Genomic DNA, 21,295 nt, shown 5'->3' on the forward strand with positions numbered 1-21,295 from the left:
CCTTCGCATCACGCTCAGAAGCCGCCCGTCTGGATCAGCTTGTTGAGGTTCGCGATGTTCAGGCTGCCGAAGCCGGTCGTCAGATCCCAGCCGGTGCCTGCGTTGTAGCCGTACCCCTGATAGCCGTTGTTCCCCGACACGACGTCATAGCGCACGAGCGACGGGTTCGACGGAATGTCCGCGTAGAACTTGCCGGCCGGGAAGCCGAGACCCGTGCCGTTCGCCGCGAGCAGACGCGCCCAGAAACCGGTGAAGATCGGTGCGGCGAGGCTCGTGCCGCCGATCTGCTGCAGCTGGCCATAGTTGTAGATGTACGCGCCCGTGCTTTGCGCGGCGTCGAACGACACGTCGGGCAACTGACGATTGCTGCCCGACTGCCACGCCGGTGCCGGCAGGACCGTGCTGACGCCGCCGCCCGTGGCCCACAGCTTGCCGTTCCCGTCGAGGCCTTCGTTCCACACCGTTTCGTTCGAGAATGCGCCCGCCGACGTGGTGTACAGCGTCGTGCCGCCGATCGCGAGCACGTGCGGCGACGCGGCCGGCCACGACACCGTGTAGTTCGCGCCGTCCGGATAGCCGCGGTTGTTGCACTCGTACACGCCTTCGTCGCCCGACGATACCGAGAACGTCTGGCCCTGCGCGGCAGCCGTCGTGAAGATCTGCTCTTCGGCGTCGATCGTGCCGTCCGCGTTCGCGTCGGTTTCGCACCAGCCGAGCGACACGTTGATCACCTTCGCGGTGTTGTCCGACACCGCGCGGTTGAACGCTTGCGTGAGGCCCGTGTTGCCTGAGGCGTTCAGGTCCGCCATGTAGAACACCAGCTTGCCGACCTGGCCGCCGGCCGAGCCCACGATCGACTGGCTGTCGAGATCCCATTCGCCCTGGCCGTCCTGGTCGTCGCTGTAGCTGCCGCTCGTGCCGGTGCCGTTGGTCTTGACGGTCTGGGTCGTGACCGTGCCGTAACCGTTGCTCGACGTGAACTGCTTCAGGTCCTGCAGTGTCTGCGACACGCCGCCGATCGTGATGATGCCGACGGTCACGCCGGCCGCGGTCGGCACGCCGGTCGCGTTGTAGAGGCCCGGGAATTCCTTCGGATAGTGGCCGGTGGCCGTGCCGGCCGCGAGCGCCTGCGGCTTCGCCACGTTGCCGACGCGCAGCATCGGATGCGCACGCGCGACGTTCTGCAGCCCGAGCACCGAACCGACGACGTCGCCGAGCGCGCGTGGCACCTGGGCGGTCGCTGCGTTCGCGAAGCCCGAGCGGCCCGCGTACTGGAAGTGCACGAGCGACGTGTTGAACGCGGTCTTCACCGTTCCTGCCGTGCCGCGCGCGGACACCAGCAGCCGGTTCGGCGCCACTTCGATGTTCACGAAGCCGCTCTTGCGCAGATAGTCGACGACCGACTTCACCTGCGCGTCGGTCGGCGCGTAGCTGGCGAGGAACTGCTCGTGCGTCAGGTACTGGCGGTAATGCGAGCTGCCGGGCCGGTTCACGTCGCGGGCAAGTTGCTTGAGCTGCGCGGCATTGCGCAGCTTCAGGCTGACGACGACGTCGGTCGTCTCGCCGGCCGCGAGTTCGAGCGACGGCGCCGCGCTGCGCGCCATCAGTTGCGGGCCGGTCAGAAAGGTCTTCGTGTGGGTGTCGACCCAGTCCGTCGTCGCGTGTGCGGCGCCGGCGGCGAGTACGAGCGGCCACACGCATGCAAGGCGGCGGGGCGACGGAAGGGGCAGGGCAAACCGGGCGTTCCTTTTCATCGGGAGTCCTTTTTAGGAGAGGCGACGTTGCTGGAGCCCCCGGCCCTTGTGGGGCCGCGAGCGGTGACGAGCGTAGGGCGTCGGTGCGGTTCCGGTAGCTGCCAGTTTCCATAGCTGTCAGTTCTGACATCGGCGTGTTCGCGCGCATGCGCCGGCGTCGTCGGTACACGCGGCATCGATGCCGGCAAAAGGAACCGGTTCGCGACGCGATCGCGCTGCGGTCGACGACGTTTGCACGCATGACTCGTACGTTGCGGTATCGGAATGCGCGCGATTGCGGAGCGAATCGCCGCGAGAGCGCTTCGCGTGCGATCGGGCGCGGGTGCGCCGCGCGTTGCACTATGTGGTCAGACGCCGCCATGATGGCAACGCGACGCCGCCGCGACGCGCGGATGCACAAAAAAGGGGCCGGTCGATCGCGAGCGTTTCCCGAACTGTGGAACAGCCCGTAGCCGAGTCTTGCAGCGTGCTTTCGGTTCGCAGGTCAGGTGAGCGGATTAGAGGAAATGCTCGAATGCGGACGATGGCGCCAACTCGGCGCGCGCCGGATGTCCATCGCGAGCCGGTTCGTTGCCGCTCGGCTCGCTCCGGCGAACGAGTGCGCTGCGGGATCGAACGATGTCGCCGCGAAACGCCTCCTTGACGCGTTTCGTTCGGCGGCTATTCTTCAATCCATAACCATCGAGTTATTGATTTGAACATGCAAAGCGCTCACGACCTGCTTTTCAGGACACTTGCCGATCCGACGCGCCGCGCGCTCTTCGAGCGGCTGTGCGAGGAGGGCGAGTTGACGGTCGCCGCGCTCACGGCCCATGCAGGCGTGTCGCAGCCGGCGGTATCGAAGCATCTGGGCGTACTGAAGCAGGCCGGGCTCGTGAGCGACCGTCACGAAGGCCGGCAGACGCACTACAGCGCGCAGCCGCAGGCGCTGACTCCGTTGATCGACTGGACCAGCCAGATGGCCGGCTTCTGGCAGACCCGGTTCGACGCCCTCGAAGATCTGCTCAAAAGGATGGATCAGTAATGAACCACGCCACTACCGAAACGCGCTCCGTCGTCGTCGAACGGGAACTGTCGCATCCGCCGGAGAAGATCTGGCGTGCGCTCACGCAACCGCACCTGATCGAGGCGTGGCTGATGCAGAGCGACTTCGAACCCGTCGCGGGCCGCGCGTTCAGCTTCCGCGCGGACTGGGGTTCGGTCGACTGCACGGTGCTGACGATCGAGCCGCAGCGCGTACTGTCCTATACATGGGCCGCGTATGGCCTGGAAAGTGTCGTCACGTGGACGCTCACGCCGACGCCGGGTGGCACGCTGCTGCGCATGGAGCAGGCCGGCTTCCGCGCGGATCAGGAACAGGCGTATCGCGGTGCGCAGCACGGCTGGGTGCGGTTCTTCGAATCGCTCGAACAGGTGCTGGCGCGGCCCGATGGAGAACCGGAGGCCGGGGCATGAGCGCATCGGACCTGGAGCCGTCGGCACGCATCGACGCGCTGATCGCGGGAATCACCGACTGGCGAGGCAAGACGTTCGCCGAGCTGCGCGAGACGATCCTTGCTGCCGAAGACGGCATCGTCGAGGAATGGAAATGGATGGGCAGCCCGGTGTGGTCGTGCGACGGGATGATCGCGGTCGCGAATGCGCACAAGGGCAAGGTGAAGCTGACGTTCATGCACGGCGCACAGCTGCCCGATCCTGGCGGGCTGTTCAATGCGGGCCTCGAAGGCAATGCGCGGCGCGCGATCGATTTCCTCGAAGGCGACCGGATCGACAAGCGGGCGCTGAAGGCCCTCGTGCGCGCGGCGATCGAATACAACCGCACCCACCTGAGGAAGAACACGCGAGGAGCGGGCGCGAAGGCGCGCGGCGAAAAGGCGGCGTGACACGCCGGACACGCGACGGCATCGCGTAGCGAGCAGGCAAAAAAAGCCCGACACGAGGTCGGGCATCCAAATCGGCCGCAACCGCCCGCGAGGCGGCTGCGGCACCTGCAACAGCAGGGCGCTTAAGCTGCGAGCAGCGAGCGCAGCACGAACGGCAGGATACCGCCGTGCTTGTAGTAGTCGACTTCGATCGGCGTATCGATGCGCAGCAGCACCGGTACGCGGGTCGCTTCGCCGTTCTTGCGGTGGATCACGAGCGTGACGTCCTGCTGCGGCTTGAAGTCGTCGCCGAGGCCTTCGATGTCATAGGTCTCCTCGCCGGTGATGCCGAGCGACTGGACGCTGTCCGAGCCCTTGAACTGCAGCGGCAGCACGCCCATGCCGACCAGGTTCGAGCGGTGGATCCGCTCGAAGCTGCGTGCGATCACGGCCTTCACGCCGAGCAGTTGCGTGCCCTTCGCGGCCCAGTCGCGCGACGAGCCCGTGCCGTACTCTTCGCCCGCGAACACGACGGTCGGCGTGTCGGCCGCGACGTACTTCATCGCCGCATCGTAGATCGACAGTTGTTCGCCGCTCGGCTGATGAATCGTCAGGCCGCCTTCGACGCGCGTGCCGTCCGCCTTCACCGGGATCATCAGGTTCTTGATCCGGACGTTCGCGAACGTGCCGCGCATCATCACGTCGTGGTTGCCGCGGCGCGAGCCGTAGCTGTTGAAGTCGGCCTTCTGCACGCCGTTTTCCTTCAGCCACTTGCCTGCCGGCGAGTCTTCCTTGATCGAGCCTGCCGGGCTGATGTGGTCGGTCGTGACCGAGTCACCGAAGATGCCCAGTGCGCGCGCGCCCTTGACCGTCGGGATCGAATCCGCCGGCTCCATCGAGAAGTCGTTGCCGAAGAACGGCGGCTCGGCGATGTAGGTTGACTTCGGCCAGTCGTAGACCTGGCCCGTTTCGCCCTCGATTTTGCTCCAGAGGTCGCCCTTCTTGGTCAGCTTCGAGTAGTTGTCCTCGAACTTCTTCGGGTCGAGCGCGAACTTGAGCAGCGCGTGGATTTCCTCGCTCGTCGGCCAGATGTCGCCGAGGTAGATGTCGTAGCCGTCCTTGCCCTTGCCGACCGGCTCGGTCATCAGGTCGCGCGTGATGTTGCCGGCGATCGCGTAGGCGACGACGAGCGGCGGCGACGCGAGGAAGTTCGCGCGGATGTTCGGGTGGATACGTGCTTCGAAGTTGCGGTTGCCCGACAGCACCGCAGCCGCGACGATGTCGTTCTTCGTGATTGCTTCGTTCAGTTCCGGCGTCAGGTCGCCCGCGTTGCCGATACAGGTCGTGCAGCCGTAGGCGGCGACTTCGAAGCCGAGCTTCGCGAGGTAGGGCAGCAGGCCCGTCTTCGTCAGGTACTCGGTGACGATGCGCGATCCCGGCGCGAGCGACGTCTTGATGTGCGGCGCGACGGTCAGGCCGGCTTCGACGGCCTTCTTCGCGAGCAGGCCGGCGGCCAGCAGCACGCTCGGGTTCGACGTGTTCGTGCACGACGTGATCGCGGCGATCAGCACGTCGCCGTTCTTCACGTCGACGCCGTTGCTCGTCGTGTACTGCGCGTTCAGGTCGTCCGCTTTCTTCGCGAAGCCGTTTTCCGCGACCGGCTTCGAGAACAGGTCGGTGAACGTCGACTTGACGTTGCCGATCTCGATGCGGTCCTGCGGGCGCTTCGGGCCGGCCAGCGACGGGGCGACCGTTGCCAGGTCGAGCGTCACCGTCTTCGTGTAGTCGATGTCGCCGGCCTTCGGAATGCCGAACAGCTTCTGTGCCTTGAAGTAGTTTTCGAACGCGGCGATTTCGGCCTTCGTGCGGCCCGTGCCTTCGAAGTAATCGATCGTCTTTTCGTCGACCGGGAAGAAGCCCATCGTCGCGCCGTATTCAGGCGCCATGTTGCCGATCGTCGCGCGGTCCGGCAGCGACAGCGACTTCGTGCCTTCGCCGAAGAACTCGACGAACTTGCCGACGACCTTCTCCTTGCGCAGCATTTCGGTGATCGTCAGCACCAGGTCGGTGGCCGTCACGCCTTCGCGCAGCTTGCCCTTCAGCTCGACGCCGACGACGTCCGGCGTCAGGAAGTACACCGGCTGGCCGAGCATGCCGGCTTCCGCCTCGATGCCGCCCACGCCCCAGCCAACCACGCCGATGCCGTTGATCATCGTCGTGTGGCTGTCCGTGCCGACGAGCGTGTCCGGGTAGTACACGGTGTCGCCGCCGTCCGCCTTCTTGTGGACGCCGCGCGCGAGATACTCGAGGTTCACCTGGTGGACGATGCCGACGCCCGGCGGCACGACCTTGAACGTGTCGAACGCCTGCATGCCCCACTTCATGAACTGGTAGCGCTCGTTGTTGCGCTGGAATTCCAGCTTCATGTTCAGGTCGAGCGCGTCCTTCTGGCGGAAGTAGTCGATCTGGACCGAGTGATCGACGACGAGATCGACCGGGACCAGCGGCTCGATCTTCTTCGGGTTCTTGCCCGAACGCTCTGCCACACCACGCATGGCCGCGATGTCGGCGAGCAGCGGCACGCCCGTGAAGTCCTGCAGCACGACGCGCGACACCACGAACGGAATCTCGTCGACGCGCTTCGCGGTCGGCTTCCAGTTCGCGAGCTGCTCGATGTGTTCTTCGGTGATCTTCTTGCCGTCGTAGTTGCGCAGCACGGACTCGAGCACGATACGGATCGACACCGGGAGGCGCTCGATCTTCGTCTTCAGTTCCTTGCCGAGCTGCGGCAGCGAGTAGAACTTGCCTTTGCCGGAACCGCTGTCGAATTCCTTGAGGGTCTTGTGGAGATTGTGGGCCATGGTGATTTTCCTGGGTTTAAGGCTAGGAAACAAAGAGTCCTGTAGATGACCTGGGGGCTGTTTGCGGATGAAACGGACATGCGTTGCCCCGAGAAAGGCCGCTCGCGAGGACTGCGACGCAGCGAACACCGGACGTATTCGCAAGGAGCGTGACGCAGCGAGCGGCCTTTCTCGGGGCAACCCCAAATTTAAACTTTATTCCACGGGAATGCCCCAAATCGGCCGCATGACGGCGTCGTTCGCCACTTGTTTGGCACGGCCAAACGGCGCTCCTCACTTCTTGTCCTGCGGCCGATTTGGGGCATTCGCATGTCCGTTTCATCCGCAAACAGCCCCCTATATCACATACAAGTCGACGTACTCATCGACCGGCATCGCTTCGAGCTTTGCCTGGTCCAGCGACACGTCGAGAATCGCTTGTTGCTGCTTTGCCGGGAAGCGCCGGGCGAGGTTGGTCCTGAACTTCTCGACCAGGAGCGGGATGCCGTCCGCACGGCGTCGCTGATGACCGATCGGGTATTCGACCGCCACTTCGGCAAGCTTCGACCCATCCGCGAATTCGATCGTCAGCGCATTCGCGATCGATCGTTTGGCCGGGTCATGGTAATCCTTCGTGAACTGCGGATCCTCGACGCACACGGTTTTTGCGCGCAGCGCGTCGATGCGCGGATCGGCGGCGACCGTGTCCTCGTAATCGGCCGCGGTCAGCCGGCCGAACAGCAGCGGCACGGCGACCATGTACTGGATGCAGTGGTCGCGGTCGGCCGGATTGGAGAGCGGACCCTGCTTGTCGATGATGCGGATCGCGGCCGCGTGCGTGCGGATCGTGATCCGGCTGATCTCGTCGGTCGTGCGGCCCGCCGCGGCGAGCTGCGCGTGCAGCTTCAGCGCGGCCTCGGCGGCCGTCTGCGCATGGAATTCGGCGGGGAACGCGATCTTGAACAGCACGTTCTCCATCACGTACGTGCCGTACGGGCGCTGGAAGCGGAACGGCTGCCCGTCGAACAGCACGTCGTAGAAGCCCCAGGTTTTCGCGGTCAGCGCCGACGGGTAGCCCATTTCACCCGTTTTCGCGATCAGCGCGAGGCGCACCGCGCGGGACGTCGCGTCGCCGGCCGCCCACGACTTGCGCGAACCGGTGTTCGGCGCGTGGCGGTACGTGCGCAGCGCCTGGCCGTCGACGAATGCGTTGGATACCGCGTTGATCAGCTCGTCGCGCGTGAGTCCGAGCAGGCGGCCGACGACGGCCGTCGACGCGACCTTGACGAGCAGCACGTGGTCGAGCCCGACCGCGTTGAACGAATTTTCGAGTGCGAGGCAGCCCTGGATCTCGTGGGCCTGGATCATCGCGACGAGCACGTCGCGCATGGCAAGCGGCTTCCTGCCGGCCGCGACGGCCGTGCGGGACAGCCAGTCGGCAGTCGCCAGAATTCCGCCGAGGTTGTCGGACGGATGCCCCCATTCGGCGGCGAGCCAGGTGTCGTTGAAGTCCAGCCAGCGGATCATCGCGCCGATGTCGAAAGCGGCCTGGACGGGATCGAGCTGGAAGGACGTGCCGGGCACCTTCGCGCCGTTCGGCACGATCGTGCCAGGCACGACGGGGCCGAGCAGCTTGGTGCAGGCAGGGTAGGAGAGCGCCTCGAGTCCGCATCCGAGCGTGTCGATCAGGCAATGACGCGCCGTCTCCAGCGCGAGCGCGCTGTCGATTCCGGTGTTCAGCACGTAGTCGACGATATCGACGAGTACCGTATCCGGAGCAGGGCGGACGTTGGAGACCGGGGCGGACATCGAGGGGCCGGGGGAAACGTGCTTAGTTCGTTGCCGGCTTCAGCTCGTTCGACTGCGTCGGTGCCGGCGTGCCTTGCGCCATTTCCGACGTCACGCACTCGTCCGCGAGGCGCTCGCCGCCGTTCGCGTCGGAGAACAGCATCGCCTTGCTCGGAATCACGACCAGCTTGAAGCCAGCTGCCGGATCGTAGAACGTGTCGGCGCCCGTCGTCGTGGCCTGACGCGGCAGCTTGTAGTTCTTCTTCGCCCAGTGAACCGTGACGACCTGGTCGCGCTTCATGTCGCCGGCGAGGTCGAACGACAGGCCTTCCTTACAGGCCCACTTGACCGCGCCGTCCGGTACCGGATCGACCTTGGCAGCGGCACGCGCCTGCGCCTTCTTGCTGCGCGGGATGATGCGCTTGGCCGGCGCCGGGCGCTTGGCCGTCTTCTTCGCGGTCGTCGCCGTATCCTGGGCGAACGCGCTCGGAGCCGACACCAGCATCGTGGCGGACAACGCGCCGATGGCGGTAGCGATCAGGAGTTTCTTCATGGAGTCAGAACCTTTCGATAATCAGTTGACAAGGGCCGGCGGCAGACACCGTCGGCCGGTTTGAAACTGCACGCGCCCCGGAAGCGCGCAGCGGCCGCTATTTTCACCTATTTGGCCGCGCATATTTCAGGTTTTCGGGCTCCGTTACGTTTTTTGTCGTTTCGCAAACCTGTCGCGGGTTCACGCTCCGGTGATTCGATGAAATGCGTGTGTCGGCGCGCGCTCACCGCCCGTCTCCGGCGGCCGGGCCGAACAGCGGCGCAGCCTCGGCCGGCACCGGCTGGCCGGTCGCCCGTGCGCGGCGCAGCACCGACCAGTAATAGCGGTAGCTCGCGCGGTCGTGCAGTGTATCGCCGTGGCGCGTCGGGCCCCAGTTTGCGGCCTGCGCGGCCAGCAGGATCTCGGCGGCCAGCGCGACTTCATCGGTGCGCGGCGCGAATGCGTCGACGATCGGGCGGATCTGCGCGGGATGGATGCTCCACATCCGCGTGAACGCGAACTCGTCACGCGCGCGGCCCGCGTCGCCGGCGACGACGGCCATGTCGCGCACTTCCGTCGTCACGTTGTGCGATGGCGTCTTGCCGTGCGCGTGGCAGGCCGCGGCGATTTCCAGCTTCGCGCGGCGCACGAGCGGGTGGTCGAACTGGCCGGGCGAGCGCATCGCCGCATCGGGAATCGCGCCGTGATGCGCGGACACGAAGTCCATCAGCCCGAAGCTGAGCGTGCCGACCAGCGGCAGCGCGGCGAGGCTGGCCGCCTGCGCAAGCGCGCCGTGCGTCTCGACCAGCACGTCGACCGGGATCGGCTGCGCGAGGCCGAGCTCGCGGCGCGTGCCTTCGATGAACGCGATCATCTCGGCCGCGTCGGCGGCGCTCGCGATCTTCGGCAGCGTGACGTAGGCCGGCGCGCGCGCGGCGCGCAGCACGATGCGCACGTCGTCGCGCCAGTGGGGGTGGGAAAAGTCGTGGATGCGGACGCCGACACGCCCGAAGCGGTTCTCGGCGCTGCCGAGGAATTCGGCGACGAGCTCCGCGTGCGCGGCTTCCTGACCGACGGCCGCGCCGTCCTCGCAGTCGAGCGTGATGTCGAACACGGGGCCGAGTTCGGCCTGGAGCGCGAGCGACTTGCGCATCAGCTTCTCGCTGCCCGCGTAGTGATCGCAGCAGGGCAGGATCGCGGGCGGGGACGCCCCGTCGTACAGCACTTGTGCAGGAGTGAGCGCGGACATCTCTTCTACGTCAAGGAGGCGGGCAACGTGGAGAAAATCGGATTCGGGCGCGTTCTGGGCCGGCGCGCGGGGCGCCTGGAGCGGCAAAACGTGCCCGGATCGGATCGGGCGGCGGGGCCGGCTGCCGGCCCGCCGCCCGTGCCGTGACCGGGCCGCCCGGAGGCGGCCAGGCCGTGCAGTCTGCTTAGTTCTTCAGCAGGTGGGCGACGCCATCGCGCTCTTCGAGCAGCTCGGCCAGCGTGCCGTCCATCTTCTCGCGCGAGAACGCGTCGATTTCGAGGCCTTCGACGCGCTTGTACTCGCCGTTTTCGCACGTGACGGGCACGCCGTAGATGATGTCTTCGGGGATGCCGTACGAGCCGTCCGACGGGATGCCCATCGTGACCCACTTGCCGTTCGTGCCGAGGACCCAGTCACGCACGTGGTCGATCGCCGCGTTCGCTGCCGACGCTGCCGACGACAGGCCGCGCGCTTCGATGATCGCCGCGCCGCGCTTGCCGACGGTCGGGATGAACGTGTCGCGGTTCCACACGTCGTCGTTGATCAGCTTCAGCAGCGACTCGCCTTCGACGGTCGCGAAGCGGAAGTCGGGGTACATCGTCGGCGAGTGGTTGCCCCACACGGCGAGCTTCTCGATCGATGCGACCGGCTTGCCCGACTTCGCTGCGAGTTGCGACAGCGCGCGGTTGTGGTCGAGGCGCAGCATGGCCGTGAAGTTCTTCTTCGGCAGATCCGGTGCCGACTTCATCGCGATGTACGCGTTGGTGTTCGCCGGGTTGCCGACGACCAGCACCTTCACGTCGCGGCTCGCGACTTCGTTCAGCGCGGCGCCCTGGACCGTGAAGATCTCGGCGTTTGCCGACAGCAGGTCCTTGCGCTCCATGCCCTTCGAGCGCGGACGTGCACCGACCAGCAGCGCGACGTCTGCATCCTTGAATGCAACCTTCGGATCGTCGGTGATCACGACGCCCGCGAGCAGCGGGAACGCGCAATCGTCGAGTTCCATCACGACGCCTTTGACGGCGGCTTGGGCTTGCGGGAGGTCGAGCAGTTGCAGGATGACCGGCTGGTCCTTGCCGAGCAGGTCGCCGTTCGCGATGCGGAACAGCAGGGAGTAAGCGATTTGACCTGCGGCGCCGGTGACGGCAACGCGCTTTGCGGGCTTAGCCATTGAAAATCTCCAGGACGGGTGAAGCGGTGGACGCTAGGCAAAACGCCATTCTATGCGCGTTACGCGTAGCGTTGCATTGAAGCAGGGCGGAGGACTCGCGAAAGGCAGACGCGGTGAACCTGGAGACGGCCGTGGCACGTAGCCGGGGACGCGTTTTGCACCCGCGAACCCTTGCTCGCCCCGGAGTGTAGGAGCCGACGGGCCCAAAGTCAAACGGTATCATATGTCTTATATAAGACAGATGTTTTGCGGAATTTGAGTGGACGGAAAAGCGCGGTTTGTGATGAAATGCGCGCCATGACATCGAACCAGGCGAACAACGCGAATCCGACCGGCGCAGGCGGCCCAGGGCAGCCGGGCGCGGCCGATTCCGTGCCGGCGCCTGTCGCGTCGCCGTCGCCGACCTTCAGCCCGTTATACCAGCAGATCAAGTCATTGATCACGCAAAGCCTGGAGTCCGGCGAGTGGAAGCCGGGCGAAATCATTCCGAGCGAAGTGGAGCTCGCGGCCCGTTACAAGGTCAGCCAGGGCACCGTTCGCAAGGCGATCGACGAACTGGCCGCGGAAAACCTCGTGGTCCGGCGGCAGGGCAAGGGCACTTTTGTTGCGACGCACAACGAAGATCGCGCGCAGTTCCGCTTCCTGCGTCTGCTGGCCGACGACGGTGCCGAGCATCCGCACGTGAGCCGCCTGCTCGAATGCCGGCGCCTGCGCGCGCCGGCCGAGATCGCGCGGCAGCTCGAGCTGAAGCCGGCCGACCCCGTCGTGCAGGTGCGCCGCCTGCTGGAGTTCGAGAACGAAGTGACGGTGCTGGACGAGATCTGGCTGCCGGGCGCGATGTTCCGCGGGCTCACGTTCGAGCGGCTGAGCGAGTACAAGGGGCCGCTCTACGCGATGTTCGAGACGGAATTCGGCACGCGGATGATCCGCGCGACGGAGAAGATTCGCGCGGTGGCGGCGGAGCCGGCGGTGGCCGACCTGCTGCACGTGCCGGCCGGTTTTCCTTTGCTATCGGTCGAGCGCGTGTCCTATACATACGGAGACCGGCCGGTGGAAGTGCGACGCGGCTGGTATGTCACAACCGGGTATTACTATCAGAATGACTTGAGCTGACGACGTATCGGCACAAGCAGCGTGTGCGCGTACTCCCCATGTTCGCGTAGCACGTTTCGGGCCGCCTTTATTCCCGTTCGCGTAATGATCCAGAGCAGACTTTCGCTGCAGCGCGATATAAAAAGGCGCTAAAATCGCGGATTAGTGTGACAACATAGTAGGGGTCTAGCATGACTGACGCAGTAAGAAAGCCGAGGCCGGAATACCGGAACATCGGATTCGGCGATATCACGATGAAATATCGCATGCCCTTGGCGGCGATATTGTCGATCCTCCATCGAGTCAGCGGCGCGCTGCTGTTCCTGTTCCTGCCGTTCCTGCTGTTCCTCTTCGATCAGAGTCTCACCTCCGAGCTCAGCTTCGAAGTCTTCAAGGCTTTCCTCTCCAACATCGTCGTCAAGCTGATCGTCCTCGCGCTGTCCTGGGCGTTCCTCCACCATTTCTGCGCCGGCATTCGCCACCTGCTGATGGACGTCAACCATGACGCCGTCTCGAAGGAAGGCGGCAAGCGGACGGCCGTCGTCGTCTTTGTCGTCTCGATCGCCCTGACGATCGCCATGGCACTCAAACTGTTCGGAGCATTCTAAGAAAATGGCAGCCAATAACCGAATCGGCTCGAAGCGCCTCGTCGTCGGCGCTCACTACGGCCTGCGCGACTGGCTCGCGCAGCGCGTCACCGCCACGATCATGGCGGTCTACACGGTCATTCTGCTCGTCCTGTTCTTCGGCGCGCACGACTTCTCGTACGAAGGCTGGGCATCGATCTTCTCCGCGCAATGGATGAAGCTCGCGACCTTCGTGACGCTGCTTTCCCTCTTCTACCACGCATGGGTCGGCGTGCGCGACATCTGGATGGACTACGTGAAGCCCGTCGGTGTGCGCCTGCTGCTGCAATCGCTGACCATCGTCTGGCTGCTCGCATGTGCGGGCTACGCCGCGCAGATTCTCTGGAGAGTGTAAAGAATGGCTGCAATCAAAACTTCCCTGCCGCGCCGCAAGTTCGACGTGGTGATCGTCGGCGCGGGCGGCTCGGGCTTGCGCGCAGCGCTGCAACTGTCGCGTGCGGGCCTGTCGGTCGGCGTGCTGTCGAAGGTGTTCCCGACCCGTTCGCACACGGTGGCCGCACAGGGCGGCATCGGCGCGTCGCTCGGCAACATGAGCGAAGACAACTGGCACTTCCACTTCTACGACACGATCAAGGGTTCCGACTGGCTCGGCGACCAGGACGCGATCGAGTTCATGTGCCGTGAAGCACCGAACGTCGTGTATGAACTGGAACACTTCGGCATGCCGTTCGACCGTAACGCGGACGGCACGATCTACCAGCGTCCGTTCGGCGGCCACACCGCGAACTACGGCGAGAAGCCGGTCCAGCGCGCGTGCGCGGCCGCCGACCGTACCGGTCACGCGCTGCTGCACACGCTGTACCAGCAGAACGTCGAGGCGAAGACGCAGTTCTTCGTCGAATGGATGGCGCTCGACCTGATCCGCGACGCGGAAGGCGACGTGCTCGGCGTGACGGCCCTCGAGATGGAGACGGGCGACGTCTACATCATGGAAGGCAAGACGACGCTGTTCGCGACGGGCGGCGCAGGCCGGATCTTCGCGGCATCGACCAACGCGTTCATCAACACCGGCGACGGCCTCGGCATGGCCGCGCGCTCGGGCATCGCGCTGCAGGACATGGAGTTCTGGCAGTTCCACCCGACCGGCGTGGCCGGCGCGGGCGTGCTGATCACCGAAGGCGTGCGCGGCGAAGGCGGCATCCTGCGCAACGCGAACGGCGAGCGCTTCATGGAACGCTACGCCCCGACGCTGAAGGATCTGGCGCCGCGTGACTTCGTGTCGCGTTCGATGGACCAGGAAATCAAGGAAGGCCGCGGCGTCGGTCCGAACAAGGACCACGTGCTGCTCGACCTGTCGCACATCGGCGCCGAGACGATCATGAAGCGTCTGCCGTCGATCCGCGAAATCGCGCTGAAGTTCGCGAACGTCGATGCGATCAAGGAACCGATCCCGGTCGTTCCGACGATCCACTACCAGATGGGCGGCATCCCGACCAACATCCATGGTCAGGTCGTCGGCACGTCGCGCGATCACAAGGAACCGGTCAACGGCTTCTACGCAGTGGGCGAATGCTCGTGCGTGTCCGTGCACGGCGCGAACCGCCTCGGCACGAACTCGCTGCTGGACCTCGTGGTGTTCGGCCGTGCGGCCGGCAACCACATCGTCGAGCACGTGAAGAACCAGAAGGAACACAAGCCGCTGCCGGCCGATGCAGGCGAATTCTCGCTGGCGCGTCTGAACAAGCTCGACAAGTCGGCCTCGGGCGAGTACACGCAGGACGTCGCCAACGACATCCGCGCGACGATGCAGAAGCACGCAGGCGTGTTCCGCACGTCGGCACTGCTGAAGGAAGGCGTCGATCAGATGGCCGGCCTGAAGGCGCGCGTGGAAAGCATCCACCTGAAGGACAAGTCGAAGGTGTTCAACACCGCGCGCGTCGAAGCGCTCGAGCTGGAGAACCTGATCGAAGTCGCGCGCGCGACGATGGTGTCGGCGGAAGCGCGCAAGGAAAGCCGCGGCGCGCACGCCCACAGCGATTACGAACACCGCGACGACGACAACTGGCTGCGCCACACGCTGTGGTACAGCGAAGGCGATCGCCTCGACTACAAGCCGGTTCAAATGAAGCCGCTGACGGTCGACTCCGTGCCGCCGAAGCCGCGCACGTTCTAAGCCGAGTCAAAGGAATCCGAAATGGCAAAACGCATTTTTGAAGTCTACCGCTACGATCCGGACAAGGACGCGGCGCCGCGCATGCAGACGTACGAGCTCGAGATCCAGCATGAGCGCATGCTGCTCGACGCACTGGTGAAGCTGAAGGCCGTGGACGAGACGCTGTCGTTCCGCCGCTCGTGCCGCGAAGGCGTGTGCGGCTCCGACGCGATGAACATCAACGGCAAGAACGGTCTGGCGTGCCTGACGAACCTGAACGACCTGCCGCAGAAGATCGTGCTGCGTCCGCTGCCGGGCCTGCCCGTCGTGCGCGACCTGATCGTCGACATGACGCACTTCTTCAACCAGTATCACTCGATCAAGCCGTACCTGATCAACGACGCGCCGCCGCCGGAGAAGGAACGCCTCCAGTCGCCGGAAGAGCGCGACGAGCTCGACGGCGTGTACGAGTGCATTCTGTGCGCGAGCTGCTCGACGTCGTGCCCGAGCTTCTGGTGGAACCCGGACAAGTTCGTCGGCCCGGCCGGCCTGCTGCAGGCTTACCGCTTCATCGCGGACAGCCGCGACACGGCCACCGGCGAGCGCCTCGACAACCTGGAAGACCCGTACCGTCTGTTCCGTTGCCACACGATCATGAACTGCGTCGACGTTTGCCCGAAGGGCTTGAACCCGACGAAGGCGATCGGCAAGATCAAGGAACTGATGGTCCGTCGCGCGGTTTGACGTTTGTGATGAGCGACGATTCGCATCAATCCGACCCGCACCGTCGCGCGCGCCTCCGCTGGCGCGCGCGGCGGGGTCTGCTGGAAAACGACATCATCTTCGAGCGTTTCTTCAGCAGATACGAGCATGACCTCACCGATGCAGACGTAGGCGCGTTGTCGCGCCTGCTCGATCTGAGCGACAACGACCTGATGGACTTGCTCCTCGCGCGCAAGGAACCAGAAGGCGACCTAGACAGCCCGGACATTCACCGGCTGTTGGAGATGCTGCGCAACGTGTAACGCGTTACGCCCGTTATCGAATCCCGTTTCTTTATTTCGATTGAGGATGTGCCATGACTCCGTCTGATGTTAAAGCCACGCTATCGTTCAGCGACAACTCGCCGAGCGTCGAAATGCCGATCTACAAGGGTACGATGGGCCCGGACGTGATCGACATCCGCAAGCTGTACGGCCAGACCGGTAAGTTCACGTACGACCCGGGCTTCATGTCGACGGCAGCTTGTAATTCGGCGATCACGTACATCGACGGCGACAAGGGCGAACTGCTGTACCGCGGCTACCCGATCGACAACCTCGCGCAGAACGCAGACTTCCTCGAGTCCTGCTACCTGCTGCTGAAGGGCGAACTGCCGAACGCGGCGCAGAAGAAGGAATTCGTCGACACCGTCACGAAGCACACGATGGTGCACGAGCAGATGCACTTCTTCTTCCGTGGCTTCCGCCGCGACGCGCACCCGATGGCGGTGCTGGTGGCGGCCGTCGGCGCGCTGTCGGCGTTCTATCACGACTCGCTCGACATCAACGATCCGCGTCACCGCGAAGTGTCGGCGATCCGCATGATCGCGAAGCTGCCGACGCTCGTCGCTATGGCGTACAAGTTCAGCATTGGTCAGCCGTTCGTTTATCCGAAGAACGAACTGTCGTACAGCGCGAACTTCATGCACATGATGTTCTCGAACCCGTGCGAAGAGTACAAGGTCAACGACGTGCTCGTCCGCGCACTCGACCGTATCCTGATCCTGCACGCCGATCACGAGCAGAACGCATCGACGTCGACGGTCCGACTGGCCGGCTCGTCGGGCGCGAACCCGTTCGCGTGTATCGCTGCCGGTATCGCATGTCTGTGGGGCCCGGCGCACGGTGGTGCGAACGAAGCCGCGCTGAACATGCTCGAGCAGATCGGTTCGCCGGACAACATCCCCGAATTCATCAAGCAGGTGAAGGACAAGAATTCGGGCGTGAAGCTGATGGGCTTCGGCCACCGCGTGTACAAGAACTACGACCCGCGTGCGAAGCTGATGCGCGAAACGTGCTACGAAGTGCTGAACGAACTCGGCCTGCACGACGACCCGCTGTTCAAGCTCGCGATGCAGCTCGAGAAGATCGCGCTGGAAGACGAATACTTCGTGTCGCGCAAGCTGTACCCGAACGTCGACTTCTACTCGGGTATCGTCCAGCGCGCGCTGGGCATCCCGACGTCGATGTTCACGTGTATCTTCGCGATGGCACGTACGGTCGGCTGGATCGCACAGTGGAACGAAATGATCGCGGATCCGGAACAGAAGATCGGCCGTCCGCGTCAGCTGTTCATCGGCGACACGCCGCGCGAAGCGAAGCCGCTCAACGCACGTTAAGTCGTGCGCGGCGCGAACGGCTGCAAGGCCGCTAGCGCCGGGCAATCGCAACGCCCCGACACCCCGGTGGGTTTATCCCCCCGGGGTGTTTTCATTTGTGCGCCGGATTCGCGCGACGCTCCAGCGACGGCGGCCGCGTGTCGAGCGCCGGCGCGTCTTCGTCGGGCGCGTGGCCGTGCTGCAGGAAGAACTGCCGGTACGCGCCCGGCGTCATTCCGCGCGCGGCGAGGAACTGGCGGTTGAAGTTCGCGGCATTCGGAATGCCGCAGCGCGCGGCCACTGTCGTGATCGGCCAATCGGTGCCGACGAGATGACGGCACGCGTGCGCAAGCCTGAGCCGTTGAACGTAGCGGCCGACGCTTTCGCCGAGATGCCGGACAAACAGGCGCTGCAACGTGCGCTCGGACATGTGCGCGGCGGCGGCGAGCGCATCGATGCGCAGCGGTTCGTGGAAGCGCCGGTCGATCGCATCGAGCACGCGATCAAGGCGCTCGGCTTCGGGTGCGGCCGCGTCGGCGCGCGGTGTCGTGCCGTCGGGCCGGCCGTACGCATGCGCGGTGGCGAGCGGCTCGCCGCCTGCTTCCGCGAGATCGGCGAGCGTGTCGAGCGCGGCCGCGAGTCGTACGCGCGGAGCGGGGTCGAGCAGCTGCGGCAGCCGTGCGCGCATCGCGCGGGCCGTGTTGGTGTCGAAGCGCAGGCCCGGCGCCGCGCGCCGCAGCAGCGAGCGCAGCGGCGCGTATTCGGGGCAGCAGTCGGCGAGCCGTCGCACCCAGTCGCCGTCGAACCAGACGACGAGCGCGACCTCGGGCGCATCGCGATCGATGCGCGCATTTGACGACCAGGTGTGCGGCAGGTTCGGCGGCACGAGCACCAGATCGTCGTCCGCGTAGCGCGCGACGTGATCGCCGATAAAGCGCTGGCCGCGGCTGTTGAGCGTCAGCGTCAGTTCGTATTCCGGGTGGCGATGCCATTCGAACGGGATGCGCGCGAGCTGGCGGTGATACACGCGGATCGAACAGCCGGTGGCGAACGTCACATGCTCGTATTGCGGCTTCATCGCGATCTCCGGTCGAGCGAGGCAACGCGCCGTGGCATGATCGTGATCGATCGTCACGACGGGAGCGATGCCATGTTTTCACATGTTTGCGTAGGCGTCAGCGATACCGCGCGCGCGTACGACTTCTACGCGCCGCTGTTCGCGGAACTCGGGCTGCGTCTGAAGTTCAGCGAGCCGGACGGCTGGTCGGGCTGGATGCCGGCCGATACCGACCGGCCGCTGTTCTTCTTCGGCCCGCCCCTCGACGGCCTCGCGCCCGAACCGGGAAACGGCCATACGATCGCGTTCGCCGCTCCGACGCGCGCGCAGGTCGACCGCTGTCATGCGCTCGCGCTGCAGCAGGGCGGCACCTGCGACGGGCCGCCGGGCCTGCGGCCGCACTATCACCCCGACTACTACGGCGCGTATTTCCGCGACCCGGACGGCAACAAGCTGTGCGTGGTCTGCCATCGTCCCGAGTAGCGAGTGATTGTCAGGATTGTATCGATAGTTGACCGGATAGTGTCGATGACGGCGACGCGTCGGCCGTACGCTGAATGCTCACCACGACACACGATTCAGCGAGGAGACGACGATGCACCTGACGATTGACGATCTGCCGGCCGCGATCCGCACGGCAAAAAGGGCGCTGCGCGCCGATTTGCCCGGTTACGCGGCCACGTTCCGCGAGCTGGAGGGTGACATCGCTCGGCAGGTCGACGCGATCCGCCGCGCGCACGCGCAAGGCCGCGACGTGATTCCGGTGCTGCGATTCGCGGATATCGCGAACGGCACCGTCGATCCGCAGGCGGTCGCCGCGATCCGTACGCATGGCGCGGCGGTGATCCGCGGTGTGTTCGACGCGCAGCAGGCGCGCGACTGGAACGACGAGATCGGCGCCTATCTTGATGCGAACCGCTTCGCCGAGCGGCTGCATGCGCGTGCCGAGGACCGTTATTTCGGCAATCTCGCGTCGGGCAAGCCGCAGATCTACGGCGTCTACTGGTCGAAGCCGCAGGTGGCCGCGCGCCAGTCGCCGGCCCTCACGCAGGCACGCGTGTTCCTGAACCGCCTGTGGCGTCATGCAGACGGCCCGCGCGGGAATTTCGATCCCGACCAGGTGCCGGCCTACGCGGACCGGATCCGCCGCCGGCCGCCGGGCTCGACGTCGCTCGGACTGTCGCCGCACGTCGACGGCGGTTCGGTCGAACGCTGGCTCGGCGCGAATTTCCGGCAGGTCTATCGCCACGTGCTGGCCGGCCGCTGGCGCGATTACGATCCGTTCGACGCCGCGTTCCGCCCCGACGTCGAGGAAATTCCGTCGCCGGCCGTGTGCTCGATGTTCCGCACGTTCCAGGGTTGGACCGCACTGACGCCGCAAGGGCCCGGCGACGGCACGCTGCAGCTGATCCCGGTCTCGAACGCAATGGCGTACGTCGTGCTGCGTGCGCTGCAGGACGACGTCGCCGACGACGACCTGTGCGGGGCGCGTCCGGGGCGCGCGCTGTCGATCTTGCCCGAATGGCATGCGCTGCTGCTCGACGCGCTGGTGCCGATCCCGCACATGGAGCCGGGCGATGCGGTGTTCTGGCACGGCGACGTCGTGCATGCCGTCGAGGATGCGCATCGCGGCAGCGGCGACAGCAACGTGATGTACATTGCGGCGGCGCCCGGTTGCGCGAAGAATGACGCGTACCTGCAGCGCCAGCGGCTCGCGTTCCTGCGCGGCGACAGCCCGCCCGATTTCCCGGCTGATCATTTCGAGGTCGATTTCGACGGACGAGGCGGCGAGGGCAATCTGACGGCGCTGGGGCGTGCGCAAATGGGGTTCGTGCCTGTCGCTGCATAACGGACGCAGCGGACGAGTCAGCCGCTCCGGTACCCGCGTACGGCGCGTTTGCGCCGCGCACGCCAGCCGTCTGCCGAATCCGCTGCGTCCCTCCTGCAATTCGACGCGATCGGCTGCGGGCACGCCCGAATTCGACGCGAATTGCGCAATTTGGCTTCCGATAATGGTCCGGACACAACGCAGCTGCCCCGTGCGCCGCACGGGGGCAGCGTGACCATGGAGGAGTCGATGCAATTCACGCAAGCGATCGTTCGCCGTCCCGCGCCGTCCTGCGGCGCGGGTCTCACCACCGCCGCGCTCGGCGCGCCCGACTACGACAAGACGCTCACGCAGTTCCACGCTTACTGCGATGCACTGCGCGGCCTCGGCGTCGAACTGACCGAACTGCCGCCGCTGGAAGCGTTCCCCGATTCGCACTTCGTCGAGGACGTCGCCGTCGTCACCCCCGAATTCGCGGTGATCACGCGCCCCGGAGCACCCGCGCGGCGCGGCGAGACGGCACACATCGAAGCAGCGCTCGGCGCGCATCGCGATCTGCTGCCGATGCAGGCGGGCCGCCTCGACGGCGGCGACGTGATGCAGGTCGGCAAGCGCTTCTACATCGGCCTGACGGGCCGCACCGATGCCGAGGGCATCGCCGCGTTCGAGTCGCTGGTGTCGCGCTACGGCTATGCCGTTGTCGCGGTGCCGGTCGGCGCCGGCCTGCATCTGAAATCGGTGGTCAACGCGCTCGGCGACGACACGCTGCTCGTGACCGAGGCGCTGGCCGAGCATCCGGCGTTCGCGGACTACCGCCGGATCGCCGTCTCGGCCGCCGATGAATACGCGGGCAACACGTTGCGCGTGAACGGCACGCTGATCACACCGGCCGGCTATCCGCGCGTGCACGACGCGATCGGCTCGCTCGGACTGCCGCTACATGTGATCGACACGAGCGAATTCCGCAAGATGGACGGCGGCCTGACCTGCCTGTCGCTGCGCTTCTAGCCGATTGGCGCGCGGC

At 65.5% G+C, this 21,295-nt stretch carries 20 protein-coding genes; 13 read left to right on the plus strand and 7 right to left on the minus strand.

Annotated elements, in window-relative coordinates; all coding sequences use genetic code 11:
* Window positions 1-14: 14 nt before the first annotated feature.
* On the minus strand, window positions 15-1,754 hold the full coding sequence (locus LGM71_RS11245; protein ID WP_226114869.1) for a protease pro-enzyme activation domain-containing protein: 1,740 nt from the start codon (window positions 1,752-1,754) through the stop codon (window positions 15-17).
* A gap of 700 nt (window positions 1,755-2,454) precedes the next feature.
* Between LGM71_RS11245 and LGM71_RS11250 the strand changes: the two genes are divergently transcribed.
* From LGM71_RS11250 to LGM71_RS11260, 3 genes are read left to right on the plus strand one after another with little or no spacing between them, the layout of a single operon-like run.
* Window positions 2,455-2,778 carry an ArsR/SmtB family transcription factor gene (locus tag LGM71_RS11250; protein ID WP_151050426.1) on the plus strand — a complete coding sequence of 108 codons (324 nt, stop codon included), beginning with the start codon at window positions 2,455-2,457 and terminating at the stop codon, window positions 2,776-2,778.
* On the plus strand, window positions 2,778-3,209 hold the full coding sequence (locus tag LGM71_RS11255) for an SRPBCC family protein (RefSeq protein ID WP_226114870.1): 432 nt from the start codon (window positions 2,778-2,780) through the stop codon (window positions 3,207-3,209). Before LGM71_RS11250 ends, LGM71_RS11255 begins: the two co-directional genes overlap by 1 nt.
* Window positions 3,206-3,637, plus strand: coding sequence for a DUF1801 domain-containing protein (locus LGM71_RS11260; protein WP_226114871.1), 432 nt, complete (start codon window positions 3,206-3,208; stop codon window positions 3,635-3,637). The genes LGM71_RS11255 and LGM71_RS11260 overlap by 4 nt, the downstream gene beginning before the upstream one ends.
* Window positions 3,638-3,759: 122 nt before the next feature.
* Here LGM71_RS11260 and acnA read toward each other — a convergent pair whose 3' ends face one another.
* The 5 genes from acnA to LGM71_RS11285 all read right to left on the minus strand — a co-directional run bounded on the left by acnA (window position 3,760) and on the right by LGM71_RS11285 (window position 11,196).
* Window positions 3,760-6,477 (minus strand): aconitate hydratase AcnA, encoded by a 2,718-nt coding sequence (acnA, locus tag LGM71_RS11265; protein ID WP_175814915.1) that lies wholly within the window; start codon window positions 6,475-6,477, stop codon window positions 3,760-3,762.
* Between the two features lie 336 nt (window positions 6,478-6,813).
* Window positions 6,814-8,265, minus strand: a complete 1,452-nt coding sequence (locus tag LGM71_RS11270; protein ID WP_124904751.1) for a bifunctional 2-methylcitrate dehydratase/aconitate hydratase — start codon at window positions 8,263-8,265, stop codon at window positions 6,814-6,816.
* Between the two features lie 22 nt (window positions 8,266-8,287).
* Window positions 8,288-8,797 (minus strand): hypothetical protein, encoded by a 510-nt coding sequence (locus LGM71_RS11275; protein ID WP_124621213.1) that lies wholly within the window; start codon window positions 8,795-8,797, stop codon window positions 8,288-8,290.
* A gap of 223 nt (window positions 8,798-9,020) precedes the next feature.
* Window positions 9,021-10,025: an HpcH/HpaI aldolase/citrate lyase family protein gene (locus tag LGM71_RS11280; RefSeq protein WP_124904753.1), complete on the minus strand. Its 1,005-nt coding sequence runs from the start codon at window positions 10,023-10,025 to the stop codon at window positions 9,021-9,023.
* Between the two features lie 184 nt (window positions 10,026-10,209).
* Window positions 10,210-11,196 (minus strand): malate dehydrogenase, encoded by a 987-nt coding sequence (locus tag LGM71_RS11285; protein WP_044843799.1) that lies wholly within the window; start codon window positions 11,194-11,196, stop codon window positions 10,210-10,212.
* A gap of 288 nt (window positions 11,197-11,484) precedes the next feature.
* Between LGM71_RS11285 and LGM71_RS11290 the strand changes: the two genes are divergently transcribed.
* From LGM71_RS11290 to gltA, 7 genes are all read left to right on the plus strand, one after another.
* Complete coding sequence (locus tag LGM71_RS11290) at window positions 11,485-12,309, plus strand: GntR family transcriptional regulator (RefSeq protein WP_082728923.1); 825 nt, start codon at window positions 11,485-11,487, stop codon at window positions 12,307-12,309.
* Between the two features lie 170 nt (window positions 12,310-12,479).
* Complete coding sequence (sdhC, locus tag LGM71_RS11295) at window positions 12,480-12,896, plus strand: succinate dehydrogenase, cytochrome b556 subunit (protein ID WP_059601793.1); 417 nt, start codon at window positions 12,480-12,482, stop codon at window positions 12,894-12,896.
* A 4-nt stretch (window positions 12,897-12,900) separates the two neighbouring features.
* The gene (gene sdhD, locus LGM71_RS11300) at window positions 12,901-13,269 is read left to right on the plus strand and encodes a succinate dehydrogenase, hydrophobic membrane anchor protein (RefSeq protein WP_006399546.1); all 369 of its coding nucleotides are present in this window, start codon (window positions 12,901-12,903) and stop codon (window positions 13,267-13,269) included.
* A gap of 3 nt (window positions 13,270-13,272) precedes the next feature.
* Window positions 13,273-15,048, plus strand: coding sequence for a succinate dehydrogenase flavoprotein subunit (gene sdhA / locus LGM71_RS11305; protein WP_124629841.1), 1,776 nt, complete (start codon window positions 13,273-13,275; stop codon window positions 15,046-15,048).
* A gap of 21 nt (window positions 15,049-15,069) precedes the next feature.
* On the plus strand, window positions 15,070-15,771 hold the full coding sequence (locus tag LGM71_RS11310; protein WP_011658352.1) for a succinate dehydrogenase iron-sulfur subunit: 702 nt from the start codon (window positions 15,070-15,072) through the stop codon (window positions 15,769-15,771).
* Window positions 15,772-15,779: 8 nt separating this feature from the next.
* Window positions 15,780-16,052 carry a succinate dehydrogenase assembly factor 2 gene (locus tag LGM71_RS11315; protein WP_011355742.1) on the plus strand — a complete coding sequence of 91 codons (273 nt, stop codon included), beginning with the start codon at window positions 15,780-15,782 and terminating at the stop codon, window positions 16,050-16,052.
* A 53-nt stretch (window positions 16,053-16,105) separates the two neighbouring features.
* A complete protein-coding gene (gltA, locus tag LGM71_RS11320) occupies window positions 16,106-17,407 on the plus strand; it encodes a citrate synthase (protein WP_050011289.1) in 1,302 nt (433 codons plus the stop codon).
* 91 nt (window positions 17,408-17,498) lie between these two features.
* Here gltA and LGM71_RS11325 read toward each other — a convergent pair whose 3' ends face one another.
* Complete coding sequence (locus tag LGM71_RS11325) at window positions 17,499-18,464, minus strand: helix-turn-helix domain-containing protein (RefSeq protein ID WP_226114872.1); 966 nt, start codon at window positions 18,462-18,464, stop codon at window positions 17,499-17,501.
* Window positions 18,465-18,536: 72 nt separating this feature from the next.
* Between LGM71_RS11325 and LGM71_RS11330 the strand changes: the two genes are divergently transcribed.
* The 3 genes from LGM71_RS11330 to LGM71_RS11340 all read left to right on the plus strand — a co-directional run bounded on the left by LGM71_RS11330 (window position 18,537) and on the right by LGM71_RS11340 (window position 21,279).
* On the plus strand, window positions 18,537-18,926 hold the full coding sequence (locus LGM71_RS11330) for a VOC family protein (protein WP_124904767.1): 390 nt from the start codon (window positions 18,537-18,539) through the stop codon (window positions 18,924-18,926).
* A 112-nt stretch (window positions 18,927-19,038) separates the two neighbouring features.
* Entirely contained in the window at window positions 19,039-20,292 is a 1,254-nt protein-coding gene (locus LGM71_RS11335) for a DUF1479 domain-containing protein (RefSeq protein ID WP_226114873.1), read from the plus strand.
* A 228-nt stretch (window positions 20,293-20,520) separates the two neighbouring features.
* A complete protein-coding gene (locus LGM71_RS11340) occupies window positions 20,521-21,279 on the plus strand; it encodes a dimethylarginine dimethylaminohydrolase family protein (protein ID WP_124904771.1) in 759 nt (252 codons plus the stop codon).
* Window positions 21,280-21,295 lie beyond the last annotated feature (16 nt).

Origin of the sequence: Burkholderia sp. AU33545 (assembly GCF_020419685.1) — a bacterium.
In the GTDB taxonomy this organism is placed as follows: Bacteria; Pseudomonadota; Gammaproteobacteria; order Burkholderiales; family Burkholderiaceae; genus Burkholderia; species Burkholderia diffusa.